Annotated in this window: 8 protein-coding genes; 6 read left to right on the top strand and 2 right to left on the bottom strand. The window is 42.2% G+C overall.

The genetic code is table 11. The features are described from left to right. Positions 1-60: 60 nt before the first annotated feature. The 3 genes from WA1_RS40125 (at position 61) to bcsA (ending at position 6,548) form a co-directional block, all read left to right on the top strand. Positions 61-1,308: a family 8 glycosyl hydrolase gene (locus WA1_RS40125; protein WP_017748628.1), complete on the top strand. Its 1,248-nt coding sequence runs from the start codon at positions 61-63 to the stop codon at positions 1,306-1,308. A gap of 251 nt (positions 1,309-1,559) precedes the next feature. Then, positions 1,560-3,833, top strand: a complete 2,274-nt coding sequence (locus WA1_RS40120) for a cellulose biosynthesis cyclic di-GMP-binding regulatory protein BcsB (RefSeq protein WP_017748627.1) — start codon at positions 1,560-1,562, stop codon at positions 3,831-3,833. 120 nt (positions 3,834-3,953) lie between these two features. Further along, positions 3,954-6,548, top strand: a complete 2,595-nt coding sequence (bcsA, locus tag WA1_RS40115) for a UDP-forming cellulose synthase catalytic subunit (protein WP_017748626.1) — start codon at positions 3,954-3,956, stop codon at positions 6,546-6,548. A 307-nt stretch (positions 6,549-6,855) separates the two neighbouring features. Here the strand turns inward: bcsA and WA1_RS40110 are convergent, their stop codons facing one another. Then, entirely contained in the window at positions 6,856-7,914 is a 1,059-nt protein-coding gene (locus tag WA1_RS40110) for a threonine aldolase family protein (RefSeq protein ID WP_017748625.1), read from the bottom strand. A 160-nt stretch (positions 7,915-8,074) separates the two neighbouring features. Between WA1_RS40110 and WA1_RS40105 the strand changes: the two genes are divergently transcribed. After that, the gene (locus WA1_RS40105) at positions 8,075-8,620 is read left to right on the top strand and encodes a GIY-YIG nuclease family protein (protein WP_017748624.1); all 546 of its coding nucleotides are present in this window, start codon (positions 8,075-8,077) and stop codon (positions 8,618-8,620) included. A 293-nt stretch (positions 8,621-8,913) separates the two neighbouring features. Here the strand turns inward: WA1_RS40105 and WA1_RS57655 are convergent, their stop codons facing one another. Then, a complete protein-coding gene (locus tag WA1_RS57655; RefSeq protein WP_017748623.1) occupies positions 8,914-9,066 on the bottom strand; it encodes a hypothetical protein in 153 nt (50 codons plus the stop codon). A 1,238-nt stretch (positions 9,067-10,304) separates the two neighbouring features. On the opposite strand from WA1_RS57655, the gene WA1_RS40095 reads away from it, so the two are divergent. Both WA1_RS40095 and WA1_RS40090 read left to right on the top strand, forming a co-directional pair. After that, complete coding sequence (locus WA1_RS40095; RefSeq protein WP_017748621.1) at positions 10,305-10,517, top strand: hypothetical protein; 213 nt, start codon at positions 10,305-10,307, stop codon at positions 10,515-10,517. A gap of 145 nt (positions 10,518-10,662) precedes the next feature. Further along, complete coding sequence (locus tag WA1_RS40090) at positions 10,663-13,137, top strand: GH116 family glycosyl hydrolase (RefSeq protein WP_026135226.1); 2,475 nt, start codon at positions 10,663-10,665, stop codon at positions 13,135-13,137. The last annotated feature ends 92 nt before the right edge of the window (positions 13,138-13,229 follow it).

Raw genomic sequence — 13,229 nt, 5'->3', positions numbered from 1 at the left:
ATTCCCTACTCCCTACTCCCTACTCCCTACTCCCTAAAAATGCAGTCTTTTCCAAGAGTTATGGCTATTGCGAGCTTAATTGTTTTAAATGCTTGTGTCTCAAGTTATCCAGTCACGGAAACCCCAAATAGGAATACCCCAATGACGACAACTACGTTGTTTAAAAGTGACAAAAATAACTCAATATTATTGGCGAGTTTACCGCAGTCTACTCCCAATCGAGAGTTATTGGTTGCAAGTTGGGAAAGCTATCGCCAAAGATTTATCCAGGGTGATGGACGGGTGATTGATTATGAAGCGGGCGATCGCTCAACCAGTGAAGGTCAAGCTTATGCCATGCTGCGAGCAGTTCTGATGAATGACTTTGAGACTTTTGCTCTCACTTTAAAGTGGGGGGAAAATAATCTTCAACGACAAGTCAATGGCAAGCGTGCGGATAACTTGTGGGCTTGGAAGTGGGGGCGAAATACCGATGGTAACTGGGGTACTATCGATAATAATTTTGCCAGTGATGGTGATATTGATGCTATTACTGCCTTGATTTTTGCTTCCCGGCGTTGGAATCGTCCTGAGTACCTGGAATTAGCAAAAGCCAAATTACAAGATTTGTGGAATTTAGGGGTAACATCTGCGCCAAAAGAAAAGTGGTATTTGTTACCTGGTCCTGCGAGTGCATTTGTCAGTAATCAATCGACTCTTTACCTCAATCCTTCTTATCTTGCACCCTATGCTTTTCGGATGTTTGCTCAAGTCGATCCCAAACGAGATTGGTTGAGTTTGATAGATACGAGTTATGAGGTTCTGGAACAATCAACACAACTTTCTACAGTTGGTTTGCCGAGTGACTGGGTTGCTTTAGATACGACAACAGGCAAATACCAAACTTTACCACTGTCGGGAGAACTGCAAACTATATATGGCTTTGATGCTTATCGAGTTTGGTGGCGCGTGTCATTAGATGCTGCGTGGTTTAATTCTCCGCAAGCACGGCGTTATCTTCAAACATCTACTAAATACTTACAAAAGCTTTGGCGGGAGCGATCGCGTTTACCAGCACGTATAGATTTACAAGGAAAAGGATTGGTGAATTATGAAGCAACGGCGCAGTATGCCATGCTTTATGCTGCTTGGCAAATAGTAGAACCGCGACTGGCTAAAGAGTTGCTTGTGAAGAAATTGCTACCTCAATACAAGCAGGGAATTTGGGATGATAAATCTGCTTACTATACTCAAAATCTTGCTTGGTTGGGATTGTTTCCTCCGTCGATTATTTCTCAGCAGTTGTTGAGGGGTCAAGTGAGTAAGTAATCTTATTTGAATTATGAAAATTTTAATGAACCGCAGAGGCGCTGAGGGCGCTGAGGGAAGAAGGGAGTTTTACAAATCACTTTGGTAAATGTTTTAGTCTTTTTTAAGTATTTTTTCCTCGCTTGATGATGACTTATTTAAATAAACCGCAAAGACGCGAAGACCGCTAAGAAAGAGGAAAAGAAGAGCGGTAATCTTAAAAAACAGAATGAAGTTAAATCTAAAATCCAAAATCTAAAATCTAAAATCGTATGAAGTTCTTGTTTCGTCATTTTCAAATCAACAAAAAAGCCATTCTTTTGACTGTTTGCTTTTTACTATTTCCTAATTCTATACCTAGAGTAGAAGCTCAGGGTAAGAAGGTTGTATCTGGTCAAGAAAAAAAACTGATTACGTATAACCTTGAGTTTAATCGCAGTCCAATTGTTGGTAATCGGTTGCGTTTGCGAGGGATTTATGCCCAAAGTCGTCTTGGCTTTACTCGTCCTCGTGGTTGGAAAATTGATAATGTAAAAGCTCTAATAAGGTTCCAACATTCGCCTGCGTTATATGGCAACCGTTCTAATTTGACGGTCATGGTTAATGACACGGCTGTGGGTAGTATTCCTCTGAATCGAAAACAATCCCAAGTTAGTCAAATGCTGGTCAATATTCCACCCAAACTTCTTCAGAATTACAACGAACTGAAGTTAGTGGCAGAGCAAAATACTTCTGCTCAATGTACTGACCCTAAAGACCCTAATTTATGGACGGAGGTTTTACCTGATTCTAAATTGATTTTCAATTTTCAACGGCAACCACTTCCTCTTAACTTCAGCCGCTATCCTTATCCTTTTTTTGATGAGCTTGGTTTAGAGACTAATCATATTGTTTACCTGCAACCTACTCAGACAAGTCAGTATTGGTTAACGGCGGCTGCGCGTTTGCAAGCAACTTTTGGGAGACTTGCGGACTTTCGTCCCCTAGAGACGAGCATGGTGACTGATGTCACTGATGTCAAGCCCGAACAACGTTTAGCGATTATTGGGACTCCTAGCGAACAACCCGTTCTAGCTTCTTTGAAATTAACTGTTCCTGTTGTTAATGGTCAAATTCTCGATCGCAATAAAAATCCCATACCAGAGGATACTGGAGTATTAATTGTAACCACAGCTAAAGAAAAGGGTGGTGGTGCTCCAGTTTTGATTGCCACTGGTAATGGGTTGAAAGGTGTGATGAAGGCAGTACAGTTTTTAGTACAGCCAGACTTGCGAAAGATAGGTACGGGTTCGGTCATCTTAGTTAACCAAGTGAAAGATTTAGCATCACCAGATCCGCGTGAATGGTCTCGTTACCTTCCAGAAGCAAACTCTTTTAAACTCAGTGACCTGACATCTCAACTCAGTGGAGATCCATTGAGTGATATCAGCGTGCGTGGTTCAGCAGCACCGCCAATTGAAATCGATTTCCGCGCTTTACCAGATGACAGATTTTTGCGTGGCAGTTCTATGAACCTAGTTTATAGCTACAGTCCTCAAATGAACCCTAGAACTTCTGCAGTGGAAGTTTTAATTGATGACAAATACGTTGGTGGCGCACGTCTATCTTCAGATGCTGGAGAAACTCGCAAACAGCTAAAAGTCGATTTACCCGCAAACTTACTGCACTCCAACTCTAAGATTCAGATATTCTTCCAGATGAATCCTAAAGATGCATTCGACAAACAAAATTGTACGACTGCAGCCGATCAACAACTGTTAGGCACAGTGCATTCTGACACAAGCTTCGATTTGAAGCGAGAAGTTTCTGTGAAACTCCCAGATTTAAAACTCTTACAATTTGGTTTCCCGTTTGTCGCACCTCAAGATTTATCTAAAACGGCAATTGTGATGCCGCAAAATCCATCGGATACAGATATCCTCACTCTACTATCTCTAAGTGAAAGATTGGGACGCTTGAGCCAAGCAAACTCCGTGAAATTAAAAGTGTTTACCTTAGAAACATTACCTGATACTATTCGCAAAAATGAGCATTTAATAGGTATAGGCACTCGCGAAAAATTTCCTTTACCTGAAGTCTTTAAATCTACAGGTTTAAACTTAAATAATGCGTTTTCTCGTGTATCAGCACAAGGTGCGATTCAAACTCCACAAGATACTCAAGGAATGATTAAGGAAATCGTTTCTCCATGGAGTCAAGAGCGAATCATCTTAGCTTTAACAGCACAAACAGAAGATGGTTTAGAAAGAGTTCGACAAGTTATCAAGAATGACTCTTGGTTCTATCAACTGCAACAGGATACAGCACTTGTAGGTAGCGATCGCAAAGACCTAACTCCCTATGATTCAAACGCTTACCAACTCAAATTTCTTCAAACTGCCAACGAGAACACTCGCGTAGAAAACACCTCTTTACTAAGCAAAATATCAAGAGTTTTACAAGAAAACTGGCTCTTAATTCCTCTTGGTATTTTAGGTATATCGTTCCTACTTTATGGAATTGTCCAATTGTATTTAAAACGTTTAACTGTTGCCGATAGGAACTAATTAGAACCGCAGATGAACGCGGATACACGCGGATATAAAGACCAATATCTGCGTCCGTCTGCGTTCATCTGCGGTTAAAATCCAAAATCCAAAATCCAAAATCCAAAATCCAAAATCCAAATGTCTTCCTTCAATTCACCCCAACCACAAAGACGACCTCAATTAAGTCAATGGCTGATTGACCGTACACCTCGATTCTTCGATCGCGCCTTAGACAGAGTAGGCATCAAATATTTTAAATGGCTTGTCTTACTGCTGCTTGTCATCTCAATTCCATTGATTGTTACCCAACTTAAAGTATGGCAACAATCAGTTATAGCTATCTTTTTAGTTGTACTGGGTCAATTAATTGTACAAGCAGAAGAACAAGAGTCTTCCCCAGAAATTAGCCAATACTACCACCTATTCATGGTATGGCTAAGTTTAGTAACTACTTTCCGCTATTTTTATTACCGCACAAGCTATACTCTCAATTTTGATGGCTGGCTAAATAGCATTACTTGTCTACTGCTATACAGTGCAGAACTTTACGCTGTTTTAACATTGGTACTCGCATACTTTCAAACTTTAAAATTAAAAGACCGCCAGCCAATCGATCTCTCAAGCATTCCGCAAGAACAATGGTTTACTGTTGATATTTATATCCCTACTTTTAATGAAGATGTTGAAATTGTTCGCAAAACTGTATTAGCAGCAATGGCTTGCGACTACGCATCAGGGAAAAAAAGTATTTATGTCTTGGATGATGGTCGCCCGGAAAGATATAAAGAGGACGATCCACGCCGCGAAAAGTTCCGTTCCAGACGGGAACAAATCCGCAGAATGTGCGACGAAATTGGCTGCACGCACATGACACGAGACACTAACGAACACGCTAAGGCAGGTAATATCAACAATGCTTTTCGTCAAACTGATGGCGATTTGGTGTTAGTTCTCGATTGCGACCATATTCCATCGCGTCAATTTCTACTCAATACAGTAGGGTTTTTCTACGATCCAAAAGTATCCTTTGTCCAAACTCCTCACTGGTTTTATAATCCCGACCCCTTCGAGCGCAATTTATTAACGGGTGGAAGAATTCCAGTTGCTAATGAACTATTTTATAAGGTACTGCAAAAAGGTAACGATTTTTGGAACGCTTCCTTTTTCTGCGGTTCTGCAGCTGTAATTCGTAAATCCCATGCTTTAGAAGTTGGGGGAATTGCTGTTGAAACCGTGACGGAGGATTGTCACACGGCACTGCGGTTGCACTCGCGGGGTTACAAGTCTGTCTACTATGACAAAATTATGGTGGCTGGCTTAGCGCCAGAAACTTATGCGTCCTATGTGGGTCAACAAGTGCGCTGGGCGAGAGGTATGGCGCAAATTTTACGACTGGAAAATCCCCTGTTTAACCCAAAGCTCAAGCTAACACTTCCTCAAAGAATTTGTTATTTTAGTGCGACCTCGCACTTCTTGTATGGATACCCCCGAATTACTTACGCAGTTGTGCCCACATTGTTTTTGTTATTTGGGATTAACCCCATTCAAGGTTTGGGTTTGGAAACTGTAGCCTATGCTCTCCCACATGTTCTGCTAGCCCTATTTACCAACCACATCATCTACAAAACTGTCAGGTTTTCCTTTTGGAATGAAATTTTTGAATTTGTGATGTCTTTCCAAGCTGGATGGGTGACGATGCTGGCGCTAATCAATCCCAAACTAGGTTCATTTAACGTGACTGACAAAGGAGTTAATGTCCGCAAACGCAATTTTGACTGGCGGTCTATGCGGGGTTTGGTAGTGGTGATGGTCATGGTGATTGCCTCTTTACTTGCCGTTCCTTATTGGTTTTTACTTCGTCCAGAAGATTGGCAAGCAGTTTTTGTGAATACTTTATGGTGTGGCTTTAACCTCATCCTACTGATAGCAGCATTGCTGGTTGGTCTAGAACAACCACAAGTTCGTTCTGCTCACCGTTTGGGGCGGCGTCTCCCCGTTATCATTTCTTCTAACAATCAACAAATTGTTGGCGAGACTGTTAACATCTCAGAAACTGGGGCATTAATTTCCATAGCATCTTGGGCAAACTTACCAGATGAAATAGAAGTTGAGGTTGTCGGAGATTTTACAGCCCGTGTCTTGCTAACAGCAAGGGTTGTTCGAGCTTCTCCTGTAAATGCGACAGAAACACATTTGGCAATTGATTTTGTTAACCCAAGTCGCGCCCAAATGGATAATTTAATTTTGGTGCTGTATTCAGATGTGCGCGAGTGGTATTCCCAAACTCGACAAAATATAGACCAGCCATTTGTTTCTCTTGGTTTCTTGACAACGAGTTTGACTCGCTCTTTGCGGGATATCAAACACAGTACTCGTGACAAAGTCCGCAAGCAAGTGAGTGCTGTTGGCGAGGTTTACTGGGATGGTCATTTCTTCCCTGGAGTTGCCACGGAACTGGGAGTCACGGATTTGCGATTGGAATTAGAAGGTAGACGAGCGACAACTGGCGATCGCATACTTAGAGACGAAGACTTGAACAGGATAAGAGCTACCAAACCAATGGTTGGTTTGTTATTGAGTCAACAGATGGGAAACCTTCCACCAAGCAAGTTTGTTGTTGAAGTTTCTGCAGTTCAAGAAGACAACGGTAGAATCGTCCTGGAGTTAAATTTCCCCTTGGAATTTGAGCAACGGCAAAGCCTTAAGGTTAAGCAACTTTTGCAAGTGTTGTAGCCCTCATCCCCAACCCTTCTCCCCCAGGGAGAAGGGAGATCAAATTCATTTTCCTCTCCCTAAGGGCTATTCATCCCCTATTCCGCACCCTAAGTGTCACAAGCGGTAATTACCCAATTTTTTTTTAAGAATAAAATTATACTTTTAATTAAGTAGAAACATTTGAGAGAGCGTGAAGGCTGGGATCTAATCCTTATTTCGCACTCACAACTGTCACATACTGACCAAAACCTTTTATCGATACATTTGAATGATTTTTAAGTAGGGCTTGCTGAGAAAGTAGGAAAAGATAACATCGAACTGATGTTCAATTATCTGTTACTGATAAATGCTGAAAGCAGTACTTCCGAGTCGCATCAACCAGCGCTGCAATATCGTCTTCTTTTGTGCTAAAAGCAGTGACCAACCTTACTGTTGTAGAATCTTCGCCATCCCAACGGTAAAACCTAAAGCCATCAGCGAAAAGATTGACAATGACTTGTTCTGGCATTTGAACAAATATCTCGTTAGCTTCCACAGGATGACACAGGGTAATTCCGGGCAGTCTTGTTAACTTTTCGGCTAAATCCTTTGCCATCTGATTAGCATGGGTAGCATTCTTCAACCACAAATTATTTCTTATGTAAGCTTCTAACTGCACGGACAAAAACTGCATTTTAGAAAATAGATGTCCGCTACGCTTGCGACGGTAGATGAAGGTCTGTGCTAAATCGGGATTGAAAAATACAACGGCTTCTGCTGCCATTGCTCCATTTTTGGTTGCACCAAAGGACAACACATCAACTCCAGCACGCCAGGTTATGTCTGCAGGAGTGCATTCCAAGGTAACAACGGCGTTAGCAAAACGCGCACCGTCCATATGCAGTGGTAGCCCGTGAGAGTGTGCCACTTCAGCAATTTGAGCAACTTCACGAATACTGTATACTGTACCGGCTTCACTCGCTTGAGACAAGCTGACAGCAGTGGGTTGAACGTGATGTACTATACCAGTACCAGCACGAGCGATCGCACCTGCTAAATCTTTGGCGTTTATCTTGCCATGCTCTCCTTGCAGGGTTACCAATTTTGCTCCGCCTGTAAAAAATTCAGGAGCACCGCATTCATCACAGTTAATATGAGATTGATGGTGGCAGTAGATTGCTCCATAAGGAGTTGACATCACTGATAGAGCAAGTGCATTAGCAGCGGTACCAGTGGCTACAGGAAATACTAATACCTCTGTCTCAAATAATTCGGAAAACAGATGGTTTAAGTATAGAGTGCGATCGTCGTTACCGTAAGGCATCGCAACTCCATGATTGCATTCCACGAGCGCTGCCATAATTTCTGGAGATACCCCGACAACATTATCACTACAAAAGTTCATTAGCTATTAATGCAAATATATATCCACATGGTAGCTAAATTTTTTTGATAGGGAGTGGGGAGTAGGGAGTGGGGAGTAGGGAGTGAGGAAGAAGGATTTTCAAGAGGTTAACGGGGTGTCAGATAATAGCATTAGGAATCAACCTTGTGTAAATTGACTTATGGTAGATGAAACAAATATTCCTTCTTTAAAGAGCTTGGAATATCTTCCCTATATCGACGATCGCGGTCAACTACCCGAACAGTTGCAGAGTAAAATCGGAGTGTATGCGATTTATGACCAAGAACATGCGCTGCAATTCGTAGGATATTCCCGTGACGTTTATCTTAGTCTGAGGCAGCATTTGGTCAGACAACCGCATCACTGCTATTGGGTGAAAGCCCAAACCATCGAACGTCCGAGCCGAACTCTGCTGGAAAATATCGAGAAGGCTTGGATTGCGGAAAATGGCAGTATCCCCTTGGGCAATACAGACAACAAAGATAAATGGACACAGCCAATCGATGTAAGAGCAGTCATGACACCTGAAGAGAAAACTCATTATGAAAACCCTGTAAATGATGAGTTGACGCAAACGAAAATTATCAAAAATGTGGCACGGCGAGTAGAGGCTGAAATCTCAACCCTTCTAGAAGCACGTGGTTTGCAAGCACAAATTCGTTTTAATCCTAAATTAAAAGAAGATGGTTTGCTGGATTTGAAATAAGTTTGTTTTAAATGTAAAAGTGTGGGGTTTCTCCCCCCATACCCTATCTAAAACTATTTATTTTTATTATTAAATGAGTTGGAATTAGATATGAAAGTGTGGGGTTTATCCCCTCACTCCCTCGCTAAAACTCGTGACCCTTTCTCTTATTTTATAAGCCTTCCATCCGATATAGGGGTGTGGGGTTTCTCCCCTTTATTTTATTTCTAACTCAATATTTTATTCTTTGATTCAGTAAATTTTCATTTGGCATTTTGGCAACCAGACTAATTTTTGCATTAGTATTGTGAGTGTTAATACGTTCTTGCACCAACAAACGCATTACACAAGGCTAGAAGCTCCTCTTTTTGGTTTGCGATCGGTTTTAATACTACTCCAGTGCCAACCGCTACGCCTTTGTGTTGTTCGTACCCCAGGTGATGAACCTGGGGTTTTTCTTTCCACATCTATCACTTTGTGGAAATTCACTAGCAACAATCACAACTTTTTGTTATAAATGTTCCTTCTTTCCTGTTCTCGTTTTTAACGAATGTAAATGTAAGTGAGAAATTTAAATCCTCGGGTAGCATCGTATGAATATGAGTGATGAACGTGGCAGTGGCAGGCTCCACTGCGAAATCTTGGAATCAGCAACACAAGACTTCACAAATAAGATTGAGGCTGTAATATCTGCAACTGGGACTGTTCAACAGGCTCTAAATACTAGATTTACTGGCTTTCTGAATCAATTGGCTTATTTGACATCATCGACAGATATTTTGCAAATGTGGGTTGAGACCCCTCTGCCTTTTGCAAACATCTCGGTCTAGAATGATGTTAATAAGTTAGCTGGAGCGACTGAGTTTGCAGATTGCTATATGTATTTCATGTTTGCATATCGTCAACCAATACTTAATTTTTTGGTTGATTAGACCTTTAGATTTGATGGGTAGTGACTCGTCACTCACCTTGGAAAATCTCAAAATTCAAGACAATTCATTCAAATATCGCATTTTTGAATTTTGGACTTTGAATGAGTGGTGTTGACCGCAGGAGAATTTAAAAGCTGTCGGCAAAATTGAAGTTAATTTCTAGCGTAACTCTTCTTAAGTTAATGCAAGCTTTTACTTCAAACTTGTCCTGGTAAGTTTCAGTTCTTCAGTTAGTTCATTTTTCTTAACACTTTAGCAATTCAACTATAGTGTTTCACGAGAACTTAACCACTTACAAGTAAAGTGTAAGCAAAATAACAACAAGGTAGTAACCAAAAGGTCACGCCTGTAGTCGATATCTGCCTTTTTTTCAGTTTTGATTTCAGCGAATTGCATCTCACCGTGAACTAATGTTCTGCAACTCGAACTAGTTATTCCAATTACATAAACTGGAATCTCTGCACGTCAGGCGATCGCTTTTTTCGAGTGTAGAGACACGAAATGCTTTCGTCTTACTGGTAACAGAGTGTGCGTATAGATGTGTTAACACTCTTTAGTACCTGTGGTGTGTAAAAACTCCACCAAGCAAGGCATGGGGAATAATTTTGTGTCTGGTACATGAGATAAAGAGCGATTTTCTGGCAAAAACATACCATTTTGAATGAGTAAGTTTTAGATTTTGGATTGAGAAAACCTTACCTGGGCTTAATCTCACTCAACTATGCTATCGCATTCTTTTTTCAACGTGGTTGTAACAATTACCGTTTTTATTTATGCAATTAAAGGGAGGTTTAGACGTGTTGAATCGACAAACTAAAGGTTACCGCACAGCACTAGCACCTTGGATCGTTATCCGCGTGCTTTCACCTACACAACAAACTATTATAGGTCGATTCCGCAGCCGCAGTGATGCTGATGGTCACTTAGCAGTCTTGCGTCGGCTTATGCCAGATGCTGAATTACAAGTAATTTTTGATATGGAATGAGACTAATTCGATTTTGGATTTTGGATTTTGGATTTTGGTCATTATGTCCTAACTCCTACCCCCTACTCCCTACTCCCTACTCCCTACTGCCTATCAAAAAAATCTTTGTTTCACTCCTATGCACCAACCGCCGTATAATTGAGCAATGAGTAACAAGCCTTTCTCCGTCATGCCTTCCTGCGTTTGGAGCCGTCCCATTGGTTTAGGCTGGGATACTCCATATACAGTCCGCTATGCAAGTAATATTGACGATGGTCCATGGCACGGAATGCCTCTTGGCGGCTTTGGTGCAGGGTGTATTGGTCGCTCCTCACGAGGAGACTTCAATCTCTGGCACATTGATGGTGGCGAACACGTATTCAAAAACATTCCCGCCTGTCAATTCAGCTTGTTTGAGTCAGATAATTCTTCCTCAAAAGCTTATGCGCTATGTACAAAAGCACCAGAGGATGGTACCCTATCAGATTGGCAGTGGTATCCAGCAAGTGGAGGAGGGAGAGAAGAAGGAGAAAGCGGAGAGGGGGATAATCCAAAATCCAAAATCCAAAATCCAAAATCCAAAATACCCTCAACGGGAAGCTATCACGCGTTATATCCCCGCAGTTGGTTTGTTTATGAAGGGGTATTTCAAGCACAGCTAAAGAGCGAGCAATTCTCCCCAATTTGGGCTAATAACTACAAGGAAACAAGTTATCCGGTAGCAGTGTTCGTCTGGACTGCACAAAATACCACAAATGCACCTATAACGCTCAGCATAATGCTGACTTGGCAAAATATGGTAGGTTGGTTTACCAATGCCCTCAAATCTCCTGAAGTCAGGGTGCGGGATGATGGCAGCCCAGTTTACGAGTATCGATCGCGTTTGAATGAAAGCCAAGGTAACTTTAACCAGCTTGTAGAAAAGGGCGAATATATTGGTTGTTTGATGAGTCGGGTGAAAAGTGATAAACCTTTAACCGAAGGTGATGGACAGTGGTGTATTGCCACTCAAAAACATCCGTTGGTTGAAGCACATTACAACACTCGATGGAATCCAACGGGGACGGGTGAGGAAATATGGCAAAGCTTCGCCCAAAATGGTTCCTTGTCTAACTACACAGATGAAACCCCAGTGACAGAGGGCGAACAGCTTGGAGTTGCACTTGCCCTTCGGTTCACTCTTCAACCAGGGGAAACTATAAAACTTCCTTTTGTCTTAGCTTGGGATTTCCCTGTAACAGAATTTGCAGAAGGAATTACCTATTACCGCAGATATACGGATTTTTTTGGTGTCAACGGTGAGAATGCTTGGGCGATCGCAACAGCAGCCTTAGTAGAATATGAAACCTGGCAAGCTCAAATTCACGCATGGCAAACGCCTATTATTGAGCGTCAAGACTTACCCGATTGGTTCAAGATGGCTCTTTTCAACGAGCTTTACGATCTCACAAGTGGCGGAACTCTCTGGAGTGCAGCATCAAAAAGCGATCCCATCGGCCAGTTTGCCGTGCTAGAGTGCTTGGACTATCGCTGGTATGAAAGTTTAGATGTCCGGCTTTACGGCTCTTTTGCCCTACTAATACTGTTTCCAGAACTGGAAAAAGCAGTGATGCGGGCTTTTGCACGAGCAATTCCCAAAAGTGACAGTACTCCCCGTGTTATTGGATACTATTACACCATTGGAGCAGAAAGTCCAATGGCAGTCCGTAAAGTTCAAGGTGCAACACCTCACGATTTGGGCGCACCAAACGAGCACGTTTGGGAAAAGACCAATTACACAAGTTATCAAGATTGTAATTTGTGGAAGGATTTAGGTAGCGATTTTGTTGTACAAGTATACCGCGACTTTCTCCTTACAGGTGCTAATGATGTGGAATTCTTAGCGGAGTGTTGGAATGCTATCGTCCAAACCTTGGACTATCTTAAGAGTTTTGATAAAGATGGAGATGGTATTCCTGAGAATTCCGGCGCACCCGACCAAACTTTTGATGACTGGCGGTTGCAAGGAGTTAGCGCTTACTGTGGTGGATTGTGGTTGGCAGCACTAGAAGCGGCGATCGCTATTTGTGAAATTTTAGCAGATAGTCAAAACAACGCTGCGATTCAAAAATCCATCTATGAAGCTTGGTTAGAACAAGCTCGCCCTGTTTACCAAGAAAAACTTTGGAACGGGCAATATTATCGGCTAGATAGTCAGAGTGGTTCTGATGTCGTCATGGCAGACCAACTGTGTGGACAATTTTATGCTCGCCTGTTGGGCTTACCAGATATCGTACCACCTGATTGTGCTGCATCTGCCTTAAAAATTGTTTACGAAGCCTGCTTCCTCAAGTTTCATGATGGTCAATTTGGTGCTGCCAATGGTCTTCGTCCTGATGGTTCGCCTGAGAATCCTAAAGCCACTCATCCCCTGGAGGTTTGGACGGGAATCAATTTTGGGCTAGCCGCATTTCTCGTACAAATGGGCATGAAAGATGAAGCATTTCAACTAACACAAGCTGTAGTTAGCCAAATTTACAACAATGGGCTACAATTCCGCACTCCTGAAGCTATTACGGCTGTCGGAACCTTCCGCGCTTGCGTCTATTTACGGGCTATGGCGATTTGGGCAGTTTATTTGGCAGTGACCAGTGACCAGTGACCAGTGACCAGTGACCAGTGACCAGTGACCAGTGACCAGTGACCAGTGACCAGTGACCAGTGACCAGTGACCAGTGACCAGTGACCAGTGAC

It is taken from the genome of Scytonema hofmannii PCC 7110 (assembly GCF_000346485.2).
Lineage (GTDB): Bacteria > Cyanobacteriota > Cyanobacteriia > Cyanobacteriales > Nostocaceae > Scytonema > Scytonema hofmannii.
Note: the sequence above shows the minus strand (reverse complement) of the source record. Positions and strands in the feature narration are given on the sequence as shown.

Excerpts from the sequence above, each read along its gene's own strand:
- WA1_RS40125 (WP_017748628.1), top strand. The coding sequence starts at position 61 with ATGGCTATTGCGAGCTTAATTGTTTTAAATGCTTGTGTCTCAAGTTAT.
- WA1_RS40120 (WP_017748627.1), top strand. The coding sequence starts at position 1,560 with ATGAAGTTCTTGTTTCGTCATTTTCAAATCAACAAAAAAGCCATTCTT.
- bcsA (WP_017748626.1), top strand. The coding sequence starts at position 3,954 with ATGTCTTCCTTCAATTCACCCCAACCACAAAGACGACCTCAATTAAGT.
- WA1_RS40110 (WP_017748625.1), bottom strand. The coding sequence starts at position 7,914 with ATGAACTTTTGTAGTGATAATGTTGTCGGGGTATCTCCAGAAATTATG.
- WA1_RS40105 (WP_017748624.1), top strand. The coding sequence starts at position 8,075 with ATGGTAGATGAAACAAATATTCCTTCTTTAAAGAGCTTGGAATATCTT.
- WA1_RS57655 (WP_017748623.1), bottom strand. The coding sequence starts at position 9,066 with ATGTGGAAAGAAAAACCCCAGGTTCATCACCTGGGGTACGAACAACAC.
- WA1_RS40095 (WP_017748621.1), top strand. The coding sequence starts at position 10,305 with ATGCAATTAAAGGGAGGTTTAGACGTGTTGAATCGACAAACTAAAGGT.
- WA1_RS40090 (WP_026135226.1), top strand. The coding sequence starts at position 10,663 with ATGAGTAACAAGCCTTTCTCCGTCATGCCTTCCTGCGTTTGGAGCCGT.